The sequence below is a fragment of the Salinicoccus siamensis genome (genome assembly GCF_055391965.1).
In genome coordinates this window covers 744,755-767,495 of the sequence record NZ_AP043765.1, presented here as the reverse complement: position 1 = coordinate 767,495, position 22,741 = coordinate 744,755, and the positions used below count along the sequence as shown (strand labels likewise).

The 22,741-nt window shown below is 46.0% G+C and carries 25 protein-coding genes, 2 tRNA genes and 1 rRNA gene; 7 read left to right on the top strand and 21 right to left on the bottom strand.

What is annotated here, in order from left to right; genetic code table 11:
* Nucleotides 1-95 precede the first annotated feature (95 nt).
* The 3 genes from ACZ5LF_RS03905 to ACZ5LF_RS03895 form a co-directional block, all read right to left on the bottom strand.
* Nucleotides 96-171: transfer RNA gene (locus ACZ5LF_RS03905), tRNA-Ala, on the bottom strand.
* 13 nt (nucleotides 172-184) lie between these two features.
* A tRNA-Ile gene (locus tag ACZ5LF_RS03900) sits at nucleotides 185-261 on the bottom strand.
* A 133-nt stretch (nucleotides 262-394) separates the two neighbouring features.
* Nucleotides 395-1,947: ribosomal RNA gene (locus ACZ5LF_RS03895) — 16S ribosomal RNA — on the bottom strand.
* Nucleotides 1,948-2,357: 410 nt separating this feature from the next.
* Between ACZ5LF_RS03895 and ACZ5LF_RS03890 the strand changes: the two genes are divergently transcribed.
* Nucleotides 2,358-2,765, top strand: coding sequence for a DUF2614 family zinc ribbon-containing protein (locus ACZ5LF_RS03890; protein ID WP_380572188.1), 408 nt, complete (start codon nucleotides 2,358-2,360; stop codon nucleotides 2,763-2,765).
* A 25-nt stretch (nucleotides 2,766-2,790) separates the two neighbouring features.
* Here the strand turns inward: ACZ5LF_RS03890 and perR are convergent, their stop codons facing one another.
* From perR to bcp, 3 genes are all read right to left on the bottom strand, one after another.
* Nucleotides 2,791-3,231, bottom strand: coding sequence for a peroxide-responsive transcriptional repressor PerR (gene perR, locus ACZ5LF_RS03885; protein ID WP_380572186.1), 441 nt, complete (start codon nucleotides 3,229-3,231; stop codon nucleotides 2,791-2,793).
* A gap of 82 nt (nucleotides 3,232-3,313) precedes the next feature.
* The gene (locus ACZ5LF_RS03880; RefSeq protein ID WP_380572184.1) at nucleotides 3,314-4,258 is read right to left on the bottom strand and encodes a D-2-hydroxyacid dehydrogenase; all 945 of its coding nucleotides are present in this window, start codon (nucleotides 4,256-4,258) and stop codon (nucleotides 3,314-3,316) included.
* Entirely contained in the window at nucleotides 4,259-4,708 is a 450-nt protein-coding gene (gene bcp, locus ACZ5LF_RS03875; RefSeq protein WP_380572182.1) for a thioredoxin-dependent thiol peroxidase, read from the bottom strand. It lies immediately after the preceding gene.
* 139 nt (nucleotides 4,709-4,847) lie between these two features.
* On the opposite strand from bcp, the gene ACZ5LF_RS03870 reads away from it, so the two are divergent.
* Complete coding sequence (locus ACZ5LF_RS03870; RefSeq protein ID WP_380572180.1) at nucleotides 4,848-6,140, top strand: glutamate-1-semialdehyde 2,1-aminomutase; 1,293 nt, start codon at nucleotides 4,848-4,850, stop codon at nucleotides 6,138-6,140.
* A gap of 11 nt (nucleotides 6,141-6,151) precedes the next feature.
* On the top strand, nucleotides 6,152-7,264 hold the full coding sequence (locus tag ACZ5LF_RS03865; RefSeq protein WP_380572178.1) for an FUSC family protein: 1,113 nt from the start codon (nucleotides 6,152-6,154) through the stop codon (nucleotides 7,262-7,264).
* 31 nt (nucleotides 7,265-7,295) lie between these two features.
* Here ACZ5LF_RS03865 and ACZ5LF_RS03860 read toward each other — a convergent pair whose 3' ends face one another.
* From ACZ5LF_RS03860 to mutY, 4 genes are all read right to left on the bottom strand, one after another.
* Nucleotides 7,296-7,907, bottom strand: coding sequence for a DNA-3-methyladenine glycosylase (locus ACZ5LF_RS03860; RefSeq protein ID WP_380572176.1), 612 nt, complete (start codon nucleotides 7,905-7,907; stop codon nucleotides 7,296-7,298).
* A 15-nt stretch (nucleotides 7,908-7,922) separates the two neighbouring features.
* Nucleotides 7,923-9,659: an ABC transporter ATP-binding protein gene (locus tag ACZ5LF_RS03855; protein WP_380572174.1), complete on the bottom strand. Its 1,737-nt coding sequence runs from the start codon at nucleotides 9,657-9,659 to the stop codon at nucleotides 7,923-7,925.
* Between the two features lie 56 nt (nucleotides 9,660-9,715).
* Nucleotides 9,716-10,261, bottom strand: a complete 546-nt coding sequence (gene ntdP / locus ACZ5LF_RS03850; protein ID WP_380572172.1) for a nucleoside tri-diphosphate phosphatase — start codon at nucleotides 10,259-10,261, stop codon at nucleotides 9,716-9,718.
* 62 nt (nucleotides 10,262-10,323) lie between these two features.
* The gene (mutY, locus tag ACZ5LF_RS03845; protein WP_380572170.1) at nucleotides 10,324-11,352 is read right to left on the bottom strand and encodes an A/G-specific adenine glycosylase; all 1,029 of its coding nucleotides are present in this window, start codon (nucleotides 11,350-11,352) and stop codon (nucleotides 10,324-10,326) included.
* A gap of 49 nt (nucleotides 11,353-11,401) precedes the next feature.
* On the opposite strand from mutY, the gene ACZ5LF_RS03840 reads away from it, so the two are divergent.
* Nucleotides 11,402-12,379, top strand: a complete 978-nt coding sequence (locus ACZ5LF_RS03840) for a metal-dependent hydrolase (RefSeq protein WP_380572168.1) — start codon at nucleotides 11,402-11,404, stop codon at nucleotides 12,377-12,379.
* 24 nt (nucleotides 12,380-12,403) lie between these two features.
* Here the strand turns inward: ACZ5LF_RS03840 and ACZ5LF_RS03835 are convergent, their stop codons facing one another.
* The 8 genes from ACZ5LF_RS03835 to ACZ5LF_RS03800 form a co-directional block, all read right to left on the bottom strand.
* Nucleotides 12,404-13,162 (bottom strand): hypothetical protein, encoded by a 759-nt coding sequence (locus ACZ5LF_RS03835; protein WP_380572166.1) that lies wholly within the window; start codon nucleotides 13,160-13,162, stop codon nucleotides 12,404-12,406.
* Between the two features lie 10 nt (nucleotides 13,163-13,172).
* Nucleotides 13,173-14,663: a mediator of RNA polymerase II transcription subunit 10 gene (locus ACZ5LF_RS03830; RefSeq protein ID WP_380572164.1), complete on the bottom strand. Its 1,491-nt coding sequence runs from the start codon at nucleotides 14,661-14,663 to the stop codon at nucleotides 13,173-13,175.
* Between the two features lie 4 nt (nucleotides 14,664-14,667).
* Entirely contained in the window at nucleotides 14,668-14,988 is a 321-nt protein-coding gene (locus ACZ5LF_RS03825) for a YfhH family protein (RefSeq protein WP_380572190.1), read from the bottom strand.
* The gene (locus ACZ5LF_RS03820; RefSeq protein WP_380572162.1) at nucleotides 14,957-15,751 is read right to left on the bottom strand and encodes a RecX family transcriptional regulator; all 795 of its coding nucleotides are present in this window, start codon (nucleotides 15,749-15,751) and stop codon (nucleotides 14,957-14,959) included. The genes ACZ5LF_RS03825 and ACZ5LF_RS03820 overlap by 32 nt, the downstream gene beginning before the upstream one ends.
* Before the next feature lie 10 nt (nucleotides 15,752-15,761).
* Nucleotides 15,762-16,271 (bottom strand): acyl-CoA thioesterase, encoded by a 510-nt coding sequence (locus ACZ5LF_RS03815; protein ID WP_380572160.1) that lies wholly within the window; start codon nucleotides 16,269-16,271, stop codon nucleotides 15,762-15,764.
* Between the two features lie 98 nt (nucleotides 16,272-16,369).
* Nucleotides 16,370-16,525, bottom strand: a complete 156-nt coding sequence (locus ACZ5LF_RS03810; protein WP_380572158.1) for a hypothetical protein — start codon at nucleotides 16,523-16,525, stop codon at nucleotides 16,370-16,372.
* A gap of 71 nt (nucleotides 16,526-16,596) precedes the next feature.
* Nucleotides 16,597-17,829 (bottom strand): aminopeptidase, encoded by a 1,233-nt coding sequence (locus ACZ5LF_RS03805; protein WP_380572156.1) that lies wholly within the window; start codon nucleotides 17,827-17,829, stop codon nucleotides 16,597-16,599.
* Between the two features lie 13 nt (nucleotides 17,830-17,842).
* Nucleotides 17,843-18,040, bottom strand: a complete 198-nt coding sequence (locus tag ACZ5LF_RS03800; protein ID WP_344700667.1) for a DUF1128 family protein — start codon at nucleotides 18,038-18,040, stop codon at nucleotides 17,843-17,845.
* Nucleotides 18,041-18,193: 153 nt separating this feature from the next.
* Between ACZ5LF_RS03800 and ACZ5LF_RS03795 the strand changes: the two genes are divergently transcribed.
* Genes ACZ5LF_RS03795 through ACZ5LF_RS03785 form a run of 3 tightly spaced genes read left to right on the top strand, consistent with a single transcriptional unit; the run spans nucleotide 18,194 to nucleotide 20,159 of the window.
* Nucleotides 18,194-18,514, top strand: coding sequence for a YtxH domain-containing protein (locus ACZ5LF_RS03795; protein ID WP_380572153.1), 321 nt, complete (start codon nucleotides 18,194-18,196; stop codon nucleotides 18,512-18,514).
* Nucleotides 18,515-18,571: 57 nt separating this feature from the next.
* Entirely contained in the window at nucleotides 18,572-19,615 is a 1,044-nt protein-coding gene (locus ACZ5LF_RS03790; RefSeq protein WP_380572151.1) for a YihY/virulence factor BrkB family protein, read from the top strand.
* Complete coding sequence (locus ACZ5LF_RS03785) at nucleotides 19,599-20,159, top strand: beta-class carbonic anhydrase (RefSeq protein ID WP_380572149.1); 561 nt, start codon at nucleotides 19,599-19,601, stop codon at nucleotides 20,157-20,159. Before ACZ5LF_RS03790 ends, ACZ5LF_RS03785 begins: the two co-directional genes overlap by 17 nt.
* Nucleotides 20,160-20,260: 101 nt before the next feature.
* Here the strand turns inward: ACZ5LF_RS03785 and ACZ5LF_RS03780 are convergent, their stop codons facing one another.
* From ACZ5LF_RS03780 to map, 3 genes are all read right to left on the bottom strand, one after another.
* Nucleotides 20,261-21,106: an IS3 family transposase gene (locus ACZ5LF_RS03780; protein WP_464759716.1), complete on the bottom strand. Its 846-nt coding sequence runs from the start codon at nucleotides 21,104-21,106 to the stop codon at nucleotides 20,261-20,263.
* Between the two features lie 47 nt (nucleotides 21,107-21,153).
* Entirely contained in the window at nucleotides 21,154-21,822 is a 669-nt protein-coding gene (locus ACZ5LF_RS03775) for a helix-turn-helix domain-containing protein (protein ID WP_380710035.1), read from the bottom strand.
* Between the two features lie 117 nt (nucleotides 21,823-21,939).
* Entirely contained in the window at nucleotides 21,940-22,695 is a 756-nt protein-coding gene (gene map / locus ACZ5LF_RS03770; protein ID WP_380570483.1) for a type I methionyl aminopeptidase, read from the bottom strand.
* Nucleotides 22,696-22,741: the final 46 nt, after the last annotated feature.

Genomic DNA, 22,741 nt, shown 5'->3' with positions numbered 1-22,741 from the left:
AACTCTTCAGTTCTCGGTTTCTACGCTTGATTTCGGTTAAAATCATTTTTCGCATTGCTTCTATACGGTTTTCAATGTGCAAAGTTTTATATAAATGGTGGAGACTAGCGGGATCGAACCGCTGACCTCCTGCGTGCAAAGCAGGCGCTCTCCCAGCTGAGCTAAGCCCCCGTAAAAAACTGAATGGTGGGCCTAAGTGGACTCGAACCACCGACCTCACGCTTATCAGGCGTGCGCTCTAACCAGCTGAGCTATAGGCCCATTCATTACTTACGGTATATATGTGAATGTAACTTTCAATTCAACGGAAAGGTTGAAAACATTCAAAACTGAATACAATATGTCAAACGCCAATTCCGCCGCCCCAAACGGGGCGTTCCGTTATATTCCTTAGAAAGGAGGTGATCCAGCCGCACCTTCCGATACGGCTACCTTGTTACGACTTCACCCCAGTCATCGGTCCCACCTTCGACGGCTGCCTCCATAAAGGTTGGCCCACCGGCTTCAGGTGTTACCGACTTCCGTGGTGTGACGGGCGGTGTGTACAAGACCCGGGAACGTATTCACCGTGGCATTCTGATCCACGATTACTAGCGATTCCAGCTTCATGGAGTCGAGTTGCAGACTCCAATCCGAACTGAGAACAGTTTTATGGGATTCGCTTGGCCTCGCGGCGTAGCTGCCCTTTGTAACCTGTCCATTGTAGCACGTGTGTAGCCCAAATCATAAGGGGCATGATGATTTGACGTCATCCCCACCTTCCTCCGGTTTGTCACCGGCAGTCTCATTAGAGTGCCCAACTGAATGCTGGCAACTAATGATAAGGGTTGCGCTCGTTGCGGGACTTAACCCAACATCTCACGACACGAGCTGACGACAACCATGCACCACCTGTCACTCTGCCCAAAAGGGAAGCCATGTCTCCATGGCGGTCAGAGGATGTCAAGATTTGGTAAGGTTCTTCGCGTTGCTTCGAATTAAACCACATGCTCCACCGCTTGTGCGGGTCCCCGTCAATTCCTTTGAGTTTCAGCCTTGCGGCCGTACTCCCCAGGCGGAGTGCTTAATGCGTTTGCTGCAGCACTAAGGGGCGGAAACCCCCTAACACTTAGCACTCATCGTTTACGGCGTGGACTACCAGGGTATCTAATCCTGTTTGATCCCCACGCTTTCGCACATCAGCGTCAGTTGCAGACCAGAGAGCCGCCTTCGCCACTGGTGTTCCTCCATATCTCTGCGCATTTCACCGCTACACATGGAATTCCACTCTCCTCTTCTGCACTCAAGTTCGCCAGTTTCCAATGACCCTCCCCGGTTGAGCCGGGGGCTTTCACATCAGACTTAACGAACCGCCTACGCGCGCTTTACGCCCAATAATTCCGGATAACGCTTGCCACCTACGTATTACCGCGGCTGCTGGCACGTAGTTAGCCGTGGCTTTCTGGTCAGGTACCGTCACCCGATGGACAGTTACTCCCACCGGCGTTCTTCCCTGACAACAGAGTTTTACGAGCCGAAACCCTTCTTCACTCACGCGGCGTTGCTCCGTCAGACTTGCGTCCATTGCGGAAGATTCCCTACTGCTGCCTCCCGTAGGAGTCTGGGCCGTGTCTCAGTCCCAGTGTGGCCGATCACCCTCTCAGGTCGGCTACGCATCGTCGCCTTGGTGGGCCCTTACCCCACCAACTAGCTAATGCGCCGCAGGCCCATCCATCAGTGGCAGTCAAAGACCGCCTTTCAACTCATCCCCCTGCGGGGATCAGGGTTATCCGGTATTAGCCACGGTTTCCCGCGGTTATCCCAGTCTGATGGGTAGGTTGCCTACGTGTTACTCACCCGTCCGCCACTCGCAGACCCCAGAGCAAGCTCCGGGGCTGCGCGTTCGACTTGCATGTATTAGGCACGCCGCCAGCGTTCATCCTGAGCCAGGATCAAACTCTCCATAATTGGAGTGCTCTGACTCGTTGCGGTTTTACTTGTCGCCCAAGTTGGATGGATTAACCATCCGGTTTATTGGAATTAACGTTGACATATTGTCATTCAGTTTTCAATGTTCTCTTCGTTAGTTGTTTCGAGCTGACTTTTACAATGTTACATCATATCTTTGAAATAATCAACGGTAAGTTTTACACTTTCGATTATTTTTTTGAAATTAATGTTTTATTGCTTCAGCGTTCTGTTGGGCGCCGTTCAAATCAGCGACTTTTATATCATAGCAATTTACGCAATTGGTGTCAACGCTTTTCAAAAACTTTTTCAAATCTTTTTTAATCACAACTTGTTCACCAAATGCTAAATATTAGATTATCATAAAAGGCTCAAGTTGTATATAATGAATTTCAGAGGTGAATTAGTATATGAAAAAACAGGGCAATAAAATCTTAAGGATAAGAGGCTATGCATTGGCCTTGATATTCATAGGTATGATTATCATGTACGCTGGGGTGTTCTTCAGAACCATACCTTGGCTCTTTGGCATATTCCTCTTCGTAGGACTGCTGCCGATTCTCTTAAGTTTTGCTATCTACTTCTGGGTCGGTATGATAAGTACACGTGCGCTCACAGTTCAATGTCCGAATTGCGAAAGGCATACGAAGATACTTGGACATGTGGATTTCTGCCAGCACTGCAAGGAACCACTCACAGTAGATAAGGAACTTGAAGGCGAGGATTTCAGCCTCGACTACAATGTCCCCCACCGTAGGGAAAAGGCAATTGAAGAGAAAAAACAAGACGGAAACATGCAAAAAGACGAGCAGGCATAAGCCAGCTCGTCTTTTTGCATTTCATCTATGCTTCCCTACATTCCGGGCAAGTGCCGTATATCTCGAGCCTATGGTGGCTTACATCATAAGATGTGACCGACCCTGCCAAGTGTTCGACCTCTTCAAGCCCTGGATAATGGAAATCGGTGATCTTTCCGCATTCACTGCAGATGATGTGATAATGCGTATCTGTAATGAAATCAAATCTGCTCGAGGAATCTCCGTAAGTAAGTTCTTTGACAAGCCCAGTTTCCTTGAACAGCTTCAGATTGTTATATATGGTTGCGACGCTCATATTGGGATATTCATTCGACAGCGCTTTGAAAATATCATCAGCAGTCGGGTGATCTTCGGTTTCAATCATATACTTGAGCACTGATTTTCTTTGAGGCGTTATTCTGACGCCAGTCTCTTTCAGCGCGTTGATCGACTCGGTAAACCGATCATGGGCATCCATCATCTTCATATTGATACCTTCTTTCTATTAACTGACTACTATAATAAGATTATTGTACTCGGTGGGGAAATTGTTTGTCAAATCACGTAGATCAATATCCTCTACTTGGCTCTATTATATTCTCCATGGCATTGAAATCATTCATATGCAGGAGATTCCGCATGAATATTTCAAATCCACGCTTCAGATACCCTGACGTCTTGGAAGAAGCGTGGGGGGTAATTGTAAGATTGTCGAACGTATAGAACTCATGGGTTTTAGGCAACGGTTCCTCATTGAAGACGTCAAGTATCATATGCCTGATCATGCCTTCTTCGAGGACTGCCGTTATCGTTTCGTCAGTCATGATGTCGCCACGTCCGATATTGACGAATACCGCAGACTCTTTCATCTCTTTGAAAAAATCCAAATCAAGCATATGTTTCGTATCAGGTGTGCTTGGTAGAATATTCACTACGATGTCAGCAGCGCCTATTTCGGTATTCAAGTCGCTGATTGCATGCACAGCCTGAAATCCTTCTGCCTCATGCCCCGTCGTGTTATAGCCAGTCGTCTTCAGGCCGAATGCCTCCAATACGGAAGCAAGATGGCTACCGATGCTGCCTGTACCCAGAATATGAACAGACTTATCGTATATCTCTTCGGTTTTGGCATTCTTTCTCCAATGACCCTGCGCCTGGTCTTCTTTCAATTGATGGAATCCTTTGTAGAAATCAAGCAGCAGGCCAATCGTATATTCAGTCATTTGGATTTTGTGGATGCCTCTTGCGTTCGTGATATGAACATGTTCCAATTCCTCAAGCGGGAGGTCATCGAGACCAGCACTCATGACCATCATCCACTTTAAATTTTTGAAGGATCCAACATCTTCTGATGTGAAGTCCGAGCCATAGGTGACGAAAATATCACACCACGCTTTATCTTCCTCAGTCATTTCTTCAGATTTCCGGTAGATATATGTCAGTTCTGGATGTGCTTCCTCTATAGCTTCGACCATATGTGGTTTCAGGTGCACTGTGGATAGGATATGTTTCATCTACTGCACTCCTTCCATATATGCTTTAAGTTCATCCATATGCGATTTCGCATTGACATCATCCCACCGCTTCATTATATTGCCTTCCTTATCAACAATGAATGTCGTACGCACAATCCCCATAAATTCCTTGCCGAAGGCCTTCTTCTTTCTGTACACCCCAAGAGCCTCAGACAATTTGAATCCCTCATCGACCAGCAGATCGAAGTTCAAGCTGTTTTTCTCGATGAAATTCTGGTGTTTTCTCTTTGAATCCCCGCTTACACCGTATACTTTGACTCCCAATTCATTCAGACGCGCCATATTGTCCCTAAGATCACATGCCTGCGTCGTACACCCAGGTGTATTATCTTTTGGATAGAAATAGATGACCGTCCTGTCTCCAAAGTCTTCATTGGTGATGCGCTCGCCATCTTGATTCTCAAGTTCGAACTGAGGAAATTTTTCCATCTGTAGTCCTCCTAAAGGTTTCTTACTCCTGATGATACATAAATTTCCCTTTACGCTCAATAGATGTTACTTCTTAAATAAGCCCCCGGTATATGGTAGAATACTGATTGTAAAAAAAGATGCTAAAGGATGAAGTAATATGTACTCTCATAAGAAATCAGAAGCACTCCGTGCTGAAGCGGAAAATGTAATTTTAGGTGGCGTCAACTCCCCTTCCCGTTCGTACAAAGCGGTGGGCGACAGAGCACCGGTCGTTATGGATCGAGGCGAAGGCGCCTACTTCTATGACGTTGACGGCAACCGCTATATTGACTATCTCGGGGCCTATGGCCCAATCATTACCGGACATGCCCATCCGAGGATACATGAAGCAATAGCCGAACAGAGCAGCAAAGGAATACTGTATGGTGCCCCGACGACCCTTGAAGTGGACTTCGGTAAAAAGATTAAAGAAGCCATCCCTTCATTAGAGCGTGTCCGTTTCGTGAACTCAGGTACAGAAGCTGTCATGACGACGATCCGTATTGCACGGGCATATACAGGACGCAATAAAATACTTAAATTCGAAGGATGCTACCACGGCCACTCCGACCTCGTGCTCGTCGCTGCCGGAAGCGGACCGGCGCAGCTTGGCACACCAGACTCTGCCGGAGTGCCTAAAGGGGTTGCAGAGGATGTCATTACCGTACCATTCAACAATCTCGATGACTTCAAGACGGCCATCTCCCATTTCAAGGATGAAATCGCAGCCGTGCTGGTTGAACCTATTGTAGGCAACTTCGGCATCGTCGAACCCGAGGATGGTTTCCTTGAGGCGATAAATGAGATTTCCCATGATAATGGTTCACTCGTCATATATGACGAAGTCATCACTGCTTTCAGGTTCATGTTCGGTGGGGCCCAAAATCTGCTTGCTGTCGAGCCGGATCTTACTGCTCTAGGCAAAATCATCGGCGGTGGCACTCCAATTGGAGCCTACGGTGGCCGCAAGGATATAATGGAAAGTGTGGCCCCTCTTGGCCCTGCCTACCAGGCTGGTACCATGGCCGGAAACCCACTGAGTATGGCAGCCGGTTTAGCCTGCCTTGAAATCCTTGAGCAGCCTGGGGTGTACGAGACGCTCGACAACCTCGGTAAAAAACTTGAAGATGGCTTGGTTGACCTGATAGATAAGTATGACATTAAAGCGACGATCAATCGCCTCAAGGGTGCACTGACCATTTACTTTACAGAAGAGTCGGTGACTGATTACACTATGGCTGAGGCCAGTGACGGTGAAGCATTCGCCAAGTTCTTCAACGGCCTGATAGATCGCGGAATCAATATTGCACCTTCCAAGTATGAAGCGTGGTTCCTGACTACTGAGCATACTGAAGCAGATATTGAAGAGACCCTTGCGATTGTAGAGGATGTTTTCAAAAATGATTTTTAGGAGATGCTGCCATGCGGTTTGGCGCTAGAGTCTTCAAGACAGGCATTACCGTTGTTCTAACCTTGATGGTTACGAATTTCTTCAATTTACAACCTTCATTGATTGCTGCAATCGCCGCCGTTTTCGCCCTGCAACCGAACGTCCACAGATCTGTGATGCGGACATGGGACCAATTCCAGGGCAACCTGCTCGGCGCAATAGCCGCAATCATCATGGTGCTCCTGTTCGGCAACAACATCATCGTAATCGGACTTACTGTGATTCTCGTCCTCGCAGTGTTGCTGTTCTTCAACTTACAGAGTGTATCGGCGCTTGCCGTGGTCACGATGATTGCCATCATGGATGCGCCGACTGTCATGGAGTCATCCACTTCCCTCGATTTCCTTGAAGCAGCGGGCACTCGATTTTCGCTGGTGATGATTGGTGTCCTATCATCACTTCTGGTCAACCTGCTGTTCATACCGCCAAAATACGAGACGAAAATGTACCATAACTGTTTCAATATAACGAGCGACATCTTTAAATGGCTCCGTCTCGAACTCAATGCGGTAAGTGAATATCAAATCGTCAAAAAGGATATTGAATCCCTACGTACGAGAGTCGTTACACTCGAAACGATGTATTTGTGGTACCGCGAGGAAAAAAGTTATCTCAAGCGTAATCGTTTCGCATCCGCCAGACGCAAGATCCTGTTCAGGCATCTCATTTCATCTACCCGCAGAGCTTTTGAACTACTGCGTAAGCTCAACCGTTATGAAAATGACTATAATCATCTGGATGAGGATTTCAGATTTCGGATCAGGCATGAAATGGACCAACTGATGGCCTATCATGAGCAGATATTCATGAAATTCACTGAAAAGATCCGTCCGGAAGCCGAATTTGAAATATATGACATAGAAGACCGTTCCGAAAACACCATGATGGATGATTTCGTCAAGCTGTATCAGGAAGCAGAAACAGAGGATGAGAAAGTCCAGTATGAAAATATTCTAGAATTCATCTCATCATTGCATGAGTATTCCAACTCTCTTGACCGCCTTGACCGACTCACATCCAGCTTCTTCAAATTCCATTCTGATAAAAATAAAATAAACATCCAAGATGAAACTTTGGATATATAAAAAGCTCAGGTGCTTAAGCACCTGAGCTTTTTCATTTCCATCCGTTGTTGTCCAGAGGTTTACCGCGGAATCTGCTGACATGAGGATTTCCTTTAACTATGAAGCGGTAAAGATAATCTGTCGCTTCAGCCTTATTGTCGATACCGATGCGTTTGGTCGCCTCTATCTCTCTCGGCGTCCTACCTTCCCTCAAAGTCAATATGCCGTTGTTCAGTTCAATGCCATTGTGAAGCTCTCGTCTGATGCCGAGGGATTTGGTCAATTTACCCGGACCATCAGTCAATCCTTTCTCGCGCCCCCGCCTGTCAATCATCGTCTCGATGCCGTGATTCGGTTCTATCCCCCGGATCAGGACACCTTCTGGGTGTTCGCGCTCCTTCGTCAGGATATTCATGCAGTGGTGCCCATGCATGGTATAGACATAGATATGACCGAAATCATTGAACATCATTTCATTCTTTTTAGTCATCTTGCCCCCGAATGTATGCGCCGCGCGATCGTTGAGCCCGAGGTAGGCTTCGGTTTCAGTGATGAAACCGCTTGTCTCCACCCCATCTATATGAGTGATCACTTCTACACCAAGGAGCTGCTTTGCTGCATTTAATGTATCTTCTCCAAGAAAGCTGATATCAATTACAGCCATTAGACTTCACCCCTTTTATAGGTTTTGGATGCTGTAGAGATTATAATAATCCCCCTGCTTTTTCATCAGTTCTGCATGGGATCCTGATTCCCTTATCTGGCCATCCGCCATCACGAATATACGGTCAGCGTGCGTAATCGTTGAAAGCCTGTGTGCAACGATGATCGTCGTCCGATTTTGTGACAGTTCCAGCAATGTATCCTGGATGATACTCTCGCTTTCGAGATCCAGGGCACTGGTGGCTTCATCAAGGATCAAAATAGGCGGATTTTTAAGGAATACCCGAGCAATGGCAATGCGTTGCTTCTGCCCCCCGGATAATTTGACGCCCCGTTCCCCGACTTCGGTATCATAGCCTTCCGGCAGCTCCATGATGAACTCATGGGCGTTCGCCCTTGCTGTTGCTTCCAGCATCTCTTCCTCAGTTGCATCAGGTTTGGCAAGCATTATATTTTCCCGTATGCTGTCGGAGAACAGGATGTTGTCCTGCATGACGAGCCCCACATTGTTACGTAGGGATTCAATCGTGTAGTCCCTGATGTCGGTGTTGTCGATCGTCACCTTACCGGCAGTCACATCATAGAACCTCGGAATCAGTGTGACCAGGGTGGATTTGCCTCCCCCGCTCATACCGACGAATGCAACAGTTTCACCGCTTCCAACACGGAAATTGATATGCTTCAACGTATCCGTATCTTCTCCGTTGTAGTCGAATCCGACATCCCTGAATTCAATGTTGCCATCAGTATGTTCAAGCTGTTTGGCACCTGGCCGGTCTTTGACATCATATTCTTCATCAAAGAGCTGGAAGACACGATCCATCGACGCGATACTCTGCGTCAATGTAGTAGATGACGAAACGAGCCTTCTGAGCGGACCGTACAGACGGTCCAGATATGCAATGAATGCAGCAAGCGTCCCGACGGTAAGGTTACCCTGGATCACCTGATAGGCGCCATACCCCACTACAAGAAGCGGTCCGATATCCGTGACCGTATTGACAACGGAAAAACTTCTCGCCGTCCATTTTGCATGGGTTGTGGCCTTGCTCAGAAAGTTGTTGTTGTGCTTATTGAAATTTCCAGCTTCATTCTTTTCAACCGCAAAACTCTTTATTACATTGATTCCCTGTATGCGCTCGTGAAGAAAACCCTGCACTTCAGCTAGCGCCTGGGAACGCTCGCGTGTAAGGTTCCTCAGTTTACCGAAGAAATACCACACCCCGAATATATAGAGGGGGAAGATGATTATCGACACCAACGTCAATTCACCGTTCATCGAAAACATGATTCCAAGAGCGATCAAGATCGTCACCAGGTCGAGCCAGATGTTCATCAACCCTGTCATGATGAAGCTTTTAGTCTGCTCCACATCATTGATGACCCGGGAGATGATTTCGCCAACCTTGCTGTTGGAATAGAATTTGGCACTCAACATCTGGAGGTGGCCATACATTTTCTTTCTGATGTCGTAGAGGACCTTATTGCTTGTCCACTGGGCAAGGTATTGCCTGAAATATTCGACAGGCGGCCTGACGATGATGAAGATGAATGAAAAGAGCAGAAGGACTTGAATCAGCATATCGATTCTCTCATCTGTGCCTAAGCCCTCCGGCATGATGATATCATCGATGGTATATTTGATGAGCAACGGCAACAGAAGCGGAATCCCGAATTTGAGGACGCCGATGAGTATCGTCAATATGATCAGCCATTTATACGGTTTGACAAATTGCATGTAGCGTCTTATCACAGAAAAACTTCCTTTTCCTACATAAAAAACAACCAACTCTTTAAGTTGATTGATTTTTAGTATGATTTAAAATCATTATTGAACCTGCCCTGCCATACTTTTATGAAATCTGGTGCAAACGGACCTTTCTTCTTTTCGATCCAGTGTTGAAGCACATCGACGTTGTGCCTTAATATCCTATCGATATCTTCCGGATAATTCATCCTGTTCTTGTGCAGACGGTATTCGTCCTCATCAAGCAGATGGTACTTGCCGTCCGGGTACACTTTAATATCCAGATCATAATCGATATATTTCAGTGCCTCTCCATCATAAAGGTAGGGGGATGAAATATTGCAGTAATAGTAGACCCCATCTTCCCTGAACATGCAGATTACATTGAACCAGTATTCTGCATGAAAGTAGACGATTGCAGGTTCCCGGGTCACCCAGGTGCGGCCGTCACTCTCTGTGACGAGCGTCCGGTTATTGCCGCCGATCACCACATGATCGCTTCCCTTTAGGATGGTCGTCTCAGACCACACCCGGTGGATGTTACCGTCATGCTTATAGCTCTGAATCTTTACCTTGCTGCCTTCCTCCGGTATGGATTCCAGAGTCATATTCCACACCACCTTTAAAATTATACTATTGTATTATAGCATACGTAGAGTCAGGTATATAGTCATCCGCCCATGGCCTCAAACAAGTGGTATAGCTTCTGCATCGCCCTACTCATCGGCAGGTTACCGACATCTTCAAGTTTTATGAATTCCGGGTGGATATCGCGTGTATACAGGATATATCCTTCCATGAACCATTTTTTATGGGTGAAGACATGCGAGACGCTTCCTATATGCTCTCCCTTGTGATGGACCTCTATGCCCAAACTCTCCTCGATTGTTTCAAGTGACGTATCCACATCAAAACGCGGCAATTCATACATGCCCTGCAGCAATGTGCCTTCTTGCTTCTGTAGCAGGATCTCATTTTTACCATTCAGGATGAAATATACGTTATAATAGTATTCACTCTTCTTCTTTGCCTTTTTCTTGACCGGCAGTTCTGAAACCCTATTCTCCTGATAGGCTTCGCAATGCTGCCTGACAGGACATATGATGCATTTCGGTGCTCTCGGTGTACATATGGTGGCACCGAGTTCCATCAAGGCCTGGTTGAAGTCACCAGCTTCAAGAGGAATCAATGTCTCAACCCTCTCCTTGACTGTCTTTTGAACAGAAGGTTTGGTCATTTCACGATCATCTGCATCCAGCCGTGACATTACGCGGAGGACATTGCCATCCACTGCTGCTATGAGATGATTGAACGCAATGCTTTGGACTGCGCCTCCTATATAAGGCCCTACGCCCTTCAGCTTGAAAAACACTTCGGGATCATCTGGTACGACCGATCCGTAATGTTCTTTCACTTCCTTGACTGCCGCCTGGAAGTTTCTGATTCGATTGTAGTAGCCGAGACCCTCCCAGTCCTTTAGGAGCGCCTCTTCATCAGCTGCAGCCAAGCTGTCTATATCAGGATATTTTGTTATAAATTTCTCAAAGTAGGGTATAGCAGTAATGACTTGCGTCTGTTGCAGCATGACCTCACTTAGCCATATTTTATATGGGTCTCGTGTCTTCCTCCACGGAAGCGACCTTTGATTCAAATGATACCAGGCAAGCAGGTTATGGCTGAATTCTGAAGTTTTTAGCATAGATACTTTCCTCCAACTTAATTACATTATTCGAATGGGGAGATTTCACATGGATACTTTGACGCATACATTGATGGGTGGTACCATCGTCGGGCTCGCCGCAATCGATCCGACAATAGAACCTCTCTCGGTCGGGTTCGCCTCTGTAATAGTAGGTGCTTCCCTGATACCCGATATAGATACTGTGATGAAGATGAAGAACAATGCGGTATACATCACCCACCATCGTGGCATTACCCACTCCCTCCCCTTCACTTTTTTCATATGGCCTGTCCTCCTGACGGCCTTAAGCGTATTGCTGTTCGATCTGCCTGCGCTGAACATGTACCTCTGGATACAGTTCGCCGTGTTCCTTCATGTTTTCGTTGATATATTCAACTCCTACGGCACACAGGCTCTACGACCCATCACCCATACTTGGATTCAACTGAGCGTCATCAATACAATAGATATCCCGATCATCATCATGCATGTGCTCTTTTTCATATTATGGTATTTTGGTATATCACCTGTGACGCTGTTCATTGTTCTTTACCTAGTTATGTTCATCTATTATGTCACCCGCTTCTTCATACAATCATACTTGAAAAAGCAGGTGGAGCATCTGTTACCCAATGAATATATCAAACGCGTATTCTGTATGCCGACCATCCGCTTCTTTGAATGGCGTATAGTTACTGTAGCACAATCCTCCTATTATGTCGGACGGAGTTTCCGCGGTCAGATACTCTTCTACGACCGCTTCACCAAAAGTCCGCCTATCGAAGAGGAACGGTTCAACAGCATCAAACAGGATAAGAATTTCAAAGCTTTCACCTTCTTCTCATCGATCTACACTTACGAAGTGACAGATATTTCGGAAGACATCGTCGAGATACGCTATATTGATTTAAGATACTTGAAGGAGGGGCATTACCCGTTCGTCTGCATCATGCATGTCAACCGTCATACGAACGAGGTTGAACATAGCTACACAGGATGGGTATTTTCAGAAAGCAAGCTCCAGAAGAAACTCGCAGAAAACTGATGCTTCAACCAATAAAGCGACCGGTCATTGACCTGGTCGCTTTATTTTGAATTGGTACATGTTGATTTTAGTTTTACTGTAGTATTCGAACATCCACAGGTACAGGAATATCAATTGCCCAATGAACAAGATGTCATGCGGCAACCTATTGATGTTCCAGGGGATCTGCACTGCGTTCGTCTGCAATCCGTTGATGACATAGTAGAACGGATTCAAACTCAACAGGCTTGAAATCCATGGTTCAAGCTGTTCAGGCCTGTAGAGTACGGGGACTGATATCACAAGGACGATGAAGACGAATACATCGACAGTGCGTCTTTTTTTGATTTTAGCTGATAGGTAGAGCATTGTAAAAGGCAGGGTCAACAGCACGCCCAAAATCAGATAATATAGGAGTGTGAATATGTTGATGAGCCAGTCCTCTATGACAAGTGCGGTAAATGCGCTATAAAGTACTATAAACATCAGAAAGACGAAAGTCTGGAATATGACCGATGGCACTATTCTCATATACATCGGAATGTAGCTCATCTTGACGACTGAGTCCTTGTAGTAGAACGCATTCTCGTTAAGGACCACCATCCCGAACAGCCATACCGCACTCATTATACCGACAAGTGTGTAAAGATATTCCACAACTGCATTTTTATCCATGATTGCCATGGCGATCAGTAGAAATCCGAGTCCGCCGGCATATACGAACAGTGGGGTGAGTGTATGGGTCGAAAAAATGGAGGTCTGTCTGTATATCTGACGGATGAGATATTTTGTTTTGTGGTTCATGGCAGCCCTCCTAGCGGTTGATGTATAACCATGTTTCGTTCGATGCATCCAAGATCATATAACCTTCCGGCAAGCGGAATATCGCATCTTCTTCCGTAACACCGAATTCCTTATACATCTCTTCGATGTTTTCGGCTGGGAAAGACACCGAGAATACTACGTCATCCTTTATATGATAAGTGATGGGAACACCAAGTCGCGCATATCTATCTGTCTGCTCGGTAATCGTATCCACTTCATCATTAAGCAGCGACACGCCTCCATTCAGGAACTTTTTATAAAAAAGATAACTACCCCCGAATGTGTCGGCTGTGTATGGAAGGAGTTCTACCAAGGTGGTTTCAGGGTAGAGGCTTGCCGGGTTGAAGTACAGGATGGATGAGGCGTCCACTTCGACATCCAATCCATCCTCCACGATTCTATAATCGCCTTCCCTATCGCTCGATATTTCCAGTAGATACATGTAGGGGATGGACTCCCCTTCAAGTTCCAGATCCGGATCGGTATTGATGCCGTAGGCGAACCGCTCTGATTCTTCATCCTCTGGCAATGCAACGGGCTCTTCAGTTGCAGCCCGACTATCTGTAAATGAAATATCCATGAAAATGATTATGCTGGACATGAACATGACGAAGAGCAAGACTACGGAGATGATGATTTTCTGCACGTTGAACTGGTCTATCAGGCCGCTCTGGTTCCGGCTCATCCTCTTGAAGCCGTGTTCATAACGCCCATAATCCTCAATATTACGTTTCCACTCTATATCAAACTGGGCTTCTTCCCCCATATTCTTTATCTGGCTCTTCTTCTTCTCATAAGCACCATATTCAAGGACACCTTCGCGCACACTGCCGTCATACCTGATCTGGCCATAGCTGAGCCATAGGAAATAGTTTGCAAGCGTCTGAATCGGTTCAATGCCACTCTCAAGTAGCAGCACACCTTTTTCGGCCGCTTCAAGGGCATTGATCGTCTCTTTGAACACTTCTTTATCTTGCTTATCTAGATGGTGGTACATATTGCAGTAGATTACAATATCGGTATTGGCCTGTTTTGAGATTTCAAGAAGCACAAGCGCCAGTTCACGCCTTGTGAGATTGTTCATTGCAGTATATTGATGCTTCCTGAAGAGTGGTAGTTCCAAAAGGCGTTCCTCTGCCTTTCGGACGCCTTCTACATCCATGAACTCCTCAAGCAGCTCCCGCGTGAAGATATCCAAAGGATGCGGATTATCCACATGATCCAGCACATCGAGGCTCAGCATTGAGCTTGCGGTTTTGACCTTGCCCTTTTTCAGATCAAGTGTACCATTGACCACTTCCTTCAGATAATGGAGTGTCCTGTAGTCGGACAGTATACCCAAAACTTCTCCTTTATACAGATGAAAGGTGACATCCTTCAAGATGAGGCCTTCAGATCTGCCAAGCATGCGGTCTATGAACTTAGATGCTTCCTTGGCATATGTAAGCTCAAGGGCCCTGAGCAGAATGATGTTTTCCATCAGATCATCCTTTCTTCGGCAATTGCAGCATGCTTACCGGAATACCCGTCTCTTTTTCATCGCCTCCGATAAAGAACCCCCATGCGAAGATCCCCTTGATGTACTCCACTTTAAAGTAATGGTCCTCATTACTGATGATTTTGTATATCTTCCCATTTTCTATCAAGGATAGGTCGACGAAATAGCTCTCTGCTATCAGGACTTGCCGCTCGTTGACACGGTATTCATTTTCAATCCCCATCATTTCCGCTTTCCTCATCGCTTCACGTTTTTCCGCGATATAGGTCTCCAGTTCACGTCTCGTCATTGTGTTCAAAGGTTTCATCATCCAGCCCTCCCAACTTTTCCTGAATCGAATCATATGTGTAGCCTTTTCTCATCATTGCCTGTATAAGCTTCTGCTTCAGGGCGTATCCTGTCTCTTTCTTTTGATAACGCCTCAAGTATTTTTCAAAGTCCCGATTAAAATGCACATCTTCATCGTAGTCATCATCGAAATCGATCATGGCCAGATGCCCGCCGGTATAACCCTTCTGATAAAGTTTTTCGGTGAGTTTCATCTTAAATTGCTGATAAGACCCCTTATGCCGCTTCAACTGCTTATCCTTCAGCTTATTCATCCGCTCCGGATCGATCTGCGCACTGAACTTTTCGACATTCTCGCGGATGATGTCCGGGTGGACTTTATGTTTCTTCAATTCCCGTTCTAAGGCATGCGGCCCTTTATCTGTGGTGGCAAGCATTGTATTCTTCAGGGCTTCTGCATAATGGGCATCGTTCAGATACCCTTCTTCTTCAAGCCGTTTGATGGTCTCATCAATCATTACAGGTGCATAGTCTTCGGCCAGATACTTTCTCATTTCATGGATTGTCCTCAACTTGTAGCTGATGTATCCGAGCGCCCTTACATAAGCTGCATCAAACTGGATGGCGGACAATACCTCGTTATACTCTTCCTCGCCAAGTATTCTCTCGGGTATGAGCCGGTACTTCACTACCGACTCCTCATGTGCCTTAAAGGAGGAGCCGTCATCCATCTGTATGTCATACATGCCCTTCTTGCCGCGGGCCACTTTTTTTATCTGCATCTAACCCCTCCTAACCGAGAAGATCTGTTGCAAAGAATTCCCGTAACGCCTTTGAGCGATCGCGCCTTTTGCGCCTATGTTCAGCACGCTCTTCCCCTGTTTCGTCCAGCCACTTCAATCGCTCGTTATCTGCGATGAGGCCTGGTACGCTGATGGATGAACCTGTATCATCCAAGGCGACGAAAGTGAGGAAGCTGAATGCGGCGAGTTTCCTCTCTGTACCGTTCTCCAACGTGTCCTTTGATACTTTGACAAGTATCTCCATGGAAGATTTCCCAGTGTGGGTGACCATTGCCTCCAGCATAACGACATCCCCCAAGTTGATGGGTTCCAGAAAATCGACCGAGTCTATGGAAGCAGTCACCACTTTCGATCTCGAATGCCGTCTTGCTGCAATCGCTGCCACATCATCTATGTATTCCATAAGTCTTCCTCCGTAGAGCGTCTGATGATTGTTCGTGTCGGGCGGCATCACATTCGAAGTCATTACTGTATAGGATTCCGACATCTTTTTTTCCATTATTATTCCCTCCATCCCAAATACTACTACAATAGCATATCCCCTACATTAAAAAAGAAGGGATACAATCATCCCTTCCCATTCTTATAATGCTGAACCTAAAGATCTCTTTCCAAAGCTTCTTCCGGCGTATCAATCACAAGTCCATCTTTAGCGGTAAGTGCTTTTGACAGGAAGTGGTAAAGTGTCGCAGCAAATCCGAGTATGGCGAACATAAAAGCCATAGTTATTAGGAACATCATTCCAAAGCTCATGTGAATCCTCCTCTAATACTTATCCTATTATTTATATTCTACCATATTTTTTCTTCTTTGCATCTACAATTTTAGAAGGCCCAGTTCCCTTTTTCAAATACTTTCTCTTCCTTGCCGTCCTCAGTGATACCGTAGATGTTGAGTGCGTCGGAACCTATCATGAAGTCGACGTGGCTGATCGAATCGTTCAGTCCAGCAGCCTCAAGCTCCTCCCGGGACATGTTCTTGCCGCCTTCGATGCAGAAGGCATAAGCACCTCCCAGGGCGATATGGCATGACGCATTTTCATCGAAGAGGGTATTATAGAACAGACGTCCCGTGTTTGATATCGGCGAGTCGTCCGGTACCAGTGCCACTTCTCCGAGGTACCTCGAACCTTCGTCGGTATCAAGCAGATTTTTCAGGACTTCATATCCTTTACCCGCTTCGAAATCAACGACTTTACCATCTTTGAAAGTCAGCTTGAAATCGTCTATCAGATTTCCGCCATAACTGAGCGGCAGTGTATTGGATACATATCCATCCACACGCGTTTTCTCAGGTACGCTGAATACTTCCTCGGTCGGCATATTGGCCATGAAGGTTTCGCCGTCTTCATTTTCACTTGAGGCGCCAGCCCACAAGTGCCCTTTCGGTAGGCCGATCGTCAAGTCGGTGCCGGGTGCTTCATACCGGAGTGCATTATATTTTTTATCGTTGAGGTAGTCGACTTTCTCGTGCAGGAGTGCGTCATGCTGCTGCCATGCTGCGACAGGGTCGTCCTGATCTGCGCGTACAGTGTAGAGGATCAGGTCAAGCAACGCCTCTACCGCATCATCGTCACTTTCATCCGGGAATACAAGCCTTGCCCAGTCACGAGATGGATAACCAGCGACGCACCAGCTGTGGTAATCGGATTGGATGCGGTTTGAAAAGTCCTTAAATGCTTTACCTGAAGCAATCTGCATCGCTTTCAACTTCTCTGGATCTATATCTTTCAAAAGTTCCGGCGAAGAAGATGTGATGCTCAGGAAGCCTGCTTTTTCATCAGAGTAGTGCATACGCTCATCAATCATCCATTGGTGGATGGTTGCAAGCTCTTCTTTCTCCTGGTGTTTGGCATGGAGTTTGGTCAGCGCGTCGTCCGTCAGGCTTACTTTGACTTCTTTCGCCCCTTTTTCATATGCTTTCTCGGTAACCAGGCGAATCAACGGCAAAGCATCTTGTGCAGACCTTATGAACACTCGCCCCCCTTCTTGGACATTCAGGCCTACATCGACAAGCAGATCGGCATACTTTTCAAGCTTTGAAATTTTTTCAGTCATTGAAGTCTCTCCTTTACTTCCTGAGTTTTGATAATTCTTCGATTATGGCGGTCTGTTCGATGGCTGTAATCTGATTTCTTGATGTCACCATTTCGTGAATCTCATTGAGCTGTTCGACATTATCATCACTGAAATCCTCTGCATTGAACACCCCTTTGTTTACCACATTCAGTGAACTTTCTATATCCTTCAACATTTTTTCCTTATCCATTGGTCATTCCCCCATCTCATAGAATCAATTCATTACAATAATAACAAAGTTGAATTAATAATAAAATTTTTATTCAACTAAGGGATGAATAAAGTTTGAAGGTTGTTTAAAATGGATATAAGCAACTATAAATCAACCAAAAGGAGAATTTACATGAAGAATAAGATGTTGCCAGCAATACTGATTGGTGCTGCCGTAGGTGCAGGACTCAGCCTTATCGACAAGAACACAAGGAACTCGGTAATGAGTAGCACAAAAGATCTCAAATATTATGCCCAAAACCCAGAAGAGGCAAAGCAGAAGATGAACTCCGGCTCCGGTCAACCTTCTAAAATCGATTCACTCAAGGACGAAGTAATGTTCTGGAAGGAGACTGTCGAAGAGATTCGTCGCAATAACCCTGAACTCGAGGAGTCCTTGAAGGATGCCAAAGATACATTCATGAAAAAACGTGATCAAAAGAAGTTGAATTAAAAACGTTGGGCTGACGCCAGTCGGCCTTTTTATTTTAAAAGATAAGGAGTTGAGCATGTGTCTAAACAATCCAATTCTGATTATCTGAATCAAGCGAAACAAGAAGAGAAAGAACAGATAGTAGATAAAAACAAGCATTCCGAAGGTGAGACTTTTGTCGAAGAAGTCGAATTCAAATCAAAATTAAGCAAGAAGCCGGATGAACGCTTATACGTCTCTAAAATCAATAAACCAGCCAAGTACAAGGAAGACGGAAATTTCCTCCAAAACCTGATGTTTCAATTTTCAAAAGACAATACATCCGGTATGGGGGCGCAGCTCGCCTACTATTTCCTGTTGGCGATCTTCCCTTTACTGATCTTCCTGTTGACCCTGGTTCCATTATTCCAGATAGATCAGGAAATGATTACGCAGTTCATCCGGGATTACGCACCGGCAGACATCTCAAGCATGTTGGAGGGCATCATTTCCGATGTCATGGAAAACTCCAATGGTGGTTTGCTCTCAGTCGGTCTGATTGTGACGTTATGGTCAGCCTCTAACGGCATGACTGCCCTGATGAATGCCTTCAACGTCGCGTATGATGTGGAAGATAACAGAAACTTCCTCATCGCCAAATCATTGTCGATCGTCTTTACAATCATTCTTGCGATTTCCGTCCTTCTTACATTCGTATTGATTGTATTCGGCGAACAGATCGGTAATCTGATGTTCGGCATCATAGGGCTGGATGAGCAGTTCCAGACCATATGGAACCTTGTCAGAAGCTTGCTGCCTGTTCTCTTGGTATTCATCGTGTTCGTCGTCATCTACACGACAGCGCCGAATATCAAGCTGCAGATTAAAGCGGTCATTCCAGGTGCAATCTTTACAACCATCGCATTCCTGGTGGCGTCATGGGGATTCAGTTTCTACATCTCCAACTTCAATAACTATTCTGCCACGTACGGCAGTATCGCTGGTGTAATCGTGCTGATATTATGGTTATACATCACGGGCGTCATCATCATCCTTGGGGCCCAGATCAATGCCATACTGCATAAACGTTCAATGAAAAAGAAACGGCAAAAGGAGAATGCGAACAATGAGTCTACTGTATGATCTACTCGACTTCAACAAAGAATTTATAGACAATAAAGAATATAAAGAGTATCTCACAGATAAAACCCCGCAGAAGAAGCTTGTACTCATATCATGTATGGATACGCGCCTGACGGAGCTGTCGACGAAAGCATTGGGGTTGAAGAATGGTGACATCAAGCATATCCAGAATGCCGGTGCCGTCATTTCCCATTCCTATGGCAGTACCATGCGGAGCATACTTGTGGCGGTCTATATGCTTGGCGCTGAGGAAGTGATGGTCATGGGTCATCATGATTGCGGGTTCGGTTCATTGAAACCGGAACCTATGATTGCAAATATGAAGGCACGGGGCATTCCAGACAATACATTCGATATACTCGAGCACTCGGGTATAGATATCAAAAACTGGCTCAAAGGTTTCGACAGCGTAGAAGAAAGCATCACTGAAAGCATTGAGAAGATCAAGAGCCACCCCCTTATGCCTGCTGACGTGCCGGTCCACGGCACAGTAATCAGCCCGGATAATGGCAAGGTAGACCTTGTGCACGATGGCTATCAATGAGAAAAGGACCGTATTGGATAATTGATCTGAACCCTACCAAGTTGACAGATGAAATAATATAAATGTTTCCCGCCTGAGAATGGAGATTCTCAGGCGCTTTTCTATGCCGCCAATGCCCTGAATTCCAGCGGACTCAATCCCTTGAATTTGTGTTGCGGTCTGTGGTGGTTGTAAAACTCAATATAGCGTGTAATGTCTTCTATAATTGTTTGATAATCCGCATAGTACTTCTGCTTGCGTCTGATGTGGAACCGTTCCGATTTGATTTTTCCCCAGAATGCTTCAATCGGGCCATTATCGATGCATCTTCCGACGCGGGACATGCTTTGTTGAATCTGCTGGGCATCCAGAATCTTTTTAAAGCCGTAGGAGGTGTACTGGAAGCCACGGTCACTGTGCACAAGCGGCGTTGCCTGCGGGTGCTTGTGAATCGCAGAAGTGAATGTATCAAAAACAAGCTGATTATTGTTTGCACGGCCGAATTTGTAGGCCACAATACTGTTGTCGTACAGATCGATGATCGCGCTCAAGTAGGCTTTCTCTCCGTTCAGCGCTTTGAATTCAGTCACATCGGTGAGCCATTTCTCATTCACATGGGCTGCGTGGAACTCTCTGTTCAATACGTTCTCAGCGACCTGTTGCGGTGTGTGGGGGACGTATTGTTTCTTTTTGATCCGGGTCACCGATTTCAAGCCCATCCGTGTCATCAGCCGATAGATGCGTTTCCTGTTATACCCCGTCCTCAAGGCTTTGTTGGCCGCATGGCACATCTGACGATCGCCATAGATGCCGTCCGTTTCGACATAGATTTCGGCAATCGCACTGGCCACTGTGTCATTCTCTGCTTCAGCGTGTGGCACGGGGCGTTTCTGATATTGATAATACGCTTGTCTTGAGATGCCTGCCGTATGGCATAATTCAGAGATGGCATAGCCTTCATTATGCAACGTAGTGATGGCAGTGTGGAGCGTGTGACTGGGAACCCGGCTGTATTTTAATCCCTCTCGAGTGCCGCCAACTTTTTTAGCAGGGCGTTCTCCACCTCAAGCTTTCGTTTATCTGCTTTGAGCATGGAAATCTCTCTGTTCAAGCGGTCCGTCTCAGTGAGCTGGTCTTCTGATTTTCCTTTTCCGCGTCTGTCCTCAAGACCGGCTTCACCATATTCCTGATACTTCACAACAATGTTCCGGGCCTGCTGGTAGCTCACCTCGAATCTTTCGGCAAGTTCACGATAACTGATATCCCCCTGTGCATGATACTGCGCAATCTCAACCCGTTCTGCGTACGTTATTTTCCGTCCCTTGGTCAATGGTGAAGCCCCCGCTCTCGTCGTTCTTATTTCTTCACCATTATTGTAACGTATAATCCAATTCCGAACAGTTGTTTTCGACGGTATGTCATATTTGTGTGCGAGTTCGTGAGTGGAGAGCATTCCATTCATATATTCTTTTGCGACCATTTCTTTAAAGCCGCGGGTATATGTTCTATGCCTGTCCCGTTTCTTTAATCCCTCAGCACCATGCTTCTCATACTTTATCCGCCACTTTCTAAGTGTCTCCACAGACACCTGATGCTTTGTGGATATATGGCTTGGACTGATGCCTACCCTCAATTCCTGAATCATTCTCAGCTTTTCTTCAAATGAATAATATTTGTCAGTCATAAAAGAACCCCCCCCAGGTTTTACAGATGTTTTATTTCATCTGTAAACCTGGAGGGGGTCAAATCAAATCTCCAATACGGTCCTTTTCATTACATAAACACAGTATTTTGGTGTAGCCTATTCTTCGATCAACGTCAGAAGTTTCGGCCCTTCTTTAGTGACGACGATAGTGTGTTCCTTTTGGGCCACATAACTTCCATCTTTCGTTTCAAATGCCCAATCATCCTTCCCTTCCGAGACGAATGATGCCTTTGAAGATATGAATGGCTCGACTGCAATGACCATACCTTCCGTCAACAGTTCACTGTTGCCCGGTTCATAGTAGTTCATGATGTGTTTTGGTGCATCGTGCAGGCTTCTGCCTACTCCGTGTCCAGTCAGGTTTTTGATGACTGACATGCCATTCTGTCTTGCCACTTTGTGTACCGCCCTGCCGATCTGACTGACTTTCGTGCCGGGCTTGATTTTCTTCAAAGCCTCTTCAAAAGCCATCTCACAGACATCCACTACCTTCTGTTTAAGTGGATCGTCCGATTCGCCTGCTACAAAAGAGATGCCAGTATCTGCAAAATAACCATTCTTCTTTGCCGAAACGTCGATGTTGACGATGTCCCCTTCATTTATGATGCGCTTACCGGGTATGCCGTGCGCCACTTCTTCATTGATGCTGATGCATGTATATCCGGGGAAATCGTATTCGCTGATCGGCGCGCTTTCTGCCCCCATTTCCTTAAGGAGTTCGCCGCCCTTATCGTCAATCTCCTTCGTTGTCATGCCCGGCGCTGTATAGTCCACGAGCTGCTTCAGCACAGTGCCGCAAATACGGCCTATCTCCTCAAGATTCTGCATTTCTTCTTCTGTTTTAATGATCATTTATCAACCCTACTTACTTTAAAAATATTGTATCCACCAATTATTA

What these genes read in the sequence shown, in the direction of transcription:
- ACZ5LF_RS03890 (WP_380572188.1), top strand. Translation starts at nt 2,358, where the DNA reads ATGAAAAAACAGGGCAATAAAATCTTAAGGATAAGAGGCTATGCATTG.
- perR (WP_380572186.1), bottom strand. Translation starts at nt 3,231, where the DNA reads ATGAAGATGATGGATGCCCATGATCGGTTTACCGAGTCGATCAACGCG.
- ACZ5LF_RS03880 (WP_380572184.1), bottom strand. Translation starts at nt 4,258, where the DNA reads ATGAAACATATCCTATCCACAGTGCACCTGAAACCACATATGGTCGAA.
- bcp (WP_380572182.1), bottom strand. Translation starts at nt 4,708, where the DNA reads ATGGAAAAATTTCCTCAGTTCGAACTTGAGAATCAAGATGGCGAGCGC.
- ACZ5LF_RS03870 (WP_380572180.1), top strand. Translation starts at nt 4,848, where the DNA reads ATGTACTCTCATAAGAAATCAGAAGCACTCCGTGCTGAAGCGGAAAAT.
- ACZ5LF_RS03865 (WP_380572178.1), top strand. Translation starts at nt 6,152, where the DNA reads ATGCGGTTTGGCGCTAGAGTCTTCAAGACAGGCATTACCGTTGTTCTA.
- ACZ5LF_RS03860 (WP_380572176.1), bottom strand. Translation starts at nt 7,907, where the DNA reads ATGGCTGTAATTGATATCAGCTTTCTTGGAGAAGATACATTAAATGCA.
- ntdP (WP_380572172.1), bottom strand. Translation starts at nt 10,261, where the DNA reads ATGACTCTGGAATCCATACCGGAGGAAGGCAGCAAGGTAAAGATTCAG.
- mutY (WP_380572170.1), bottom strand. Translation starts at nt 11,352, where the DNA reads ATGCTAAAAACTTCAGAATTCAGCCATAACCTGCTTGCCTGGTATCAT.
- ACZ5LF_RS03840 (WP_380572168.1), top strand. Translation starts at nt 11,402, where the DNA reads ATGGATACTTTGACGCATACATTGATGGGTGGTACCATCGTCGGGCTC.
- ACZ5LF_RS03835 (WP_380572166.1), bottom strand. Translation starts at nt 13,162, where the DNA reads ATGAACCACAAAACAAAATATCTCATCCGTCAGATATACAGACAGACC.
- ACZ5LF_RS03830 (WP_380572164.1), bottom strand. Translation starts at nt 14,663, where the DNA reads ATGGAAAACATCATTCTGCTCAGGGCCCTTGAGCTTACATATGCCAAG.
- ACZ5LF_RS03825 (WP_380572190.1), bottom strand. Translation starts at nt 14,988, where the DNA reads ATGAAACCTTTGAACACAATGACGAGACGTGAACTGGAGACCTATATC.
- ACZ5LF_RS03820 (WP_380572162.1), bottom strand. Translation starts at nt 15,751, where the DNA reads ATGCAGATAAAAAAAGTGGCCCGCGGCAAGAAGGGCATGTATGACATA.
- ACZ5LF_RS03815 (WP_380572160.1), bottom strand. Translation starts at nt 16,271, where the DNA reads ATGGAAAAAAAGATGTCGGAATCCTATACAGTAATGACTTCGAATGTG.
- ACZ5LF_RS03810 (WP_380572158.1), bottom strand. Translation starts at nt 16,525, where the DNA reads ATGAGCTTTGGAATGATGTTCCTAATAACTATGGCTTTTATGTTCGCC.
- ACZ5LF_RS03805 (WP_380572156.1), bottom strand. Translation starts at nt 17,829, where the DNA reads ATGACTGAAAAAATTTCAAAGCTTGAAAAGTATGCCGATCTGCTTGTC.
- ACZ5LF_RS03800 (WP_344700667.1), bottom strand. Translation starts at nt 18,040, where the DNA reads ATGGATAAGGAAAAAATGTTGAAGGATATAGAAAGTTCACTGAATGTG.
- ACZ5LF_RS03795 (WP_380572153.1), top strand. Translation starts at nt 18,194, where the DNA reads ATGAAGAATAAGATGTTGCCAGCAATACTGATTGGTGCTGCCGTAGGT.
- ACZ5LF_RS03785 (WP_380572149.1), top strand. Translation starts at nt 19,599, where the DNA reads ATGAGTCTACTGTATGATCTACTCGACTTCAACAAAGAATTTATAGAC.
- ACZ5LF_RS03775 (WP_380710035.1), bottom strand. Translation starts at nt 21,822, where the DNA reads ATGACTGACAAATATTATTCATTTGAAGAAAAGCTGAGAATGATTCAG.
- map (WP_380570483.1), bottom strand. Translation starts at nt 22,695, where the DNA reads ATGATCATTAAAACAGAAGAAGAAATGCAGAATCTTGAGGAGATAGGC.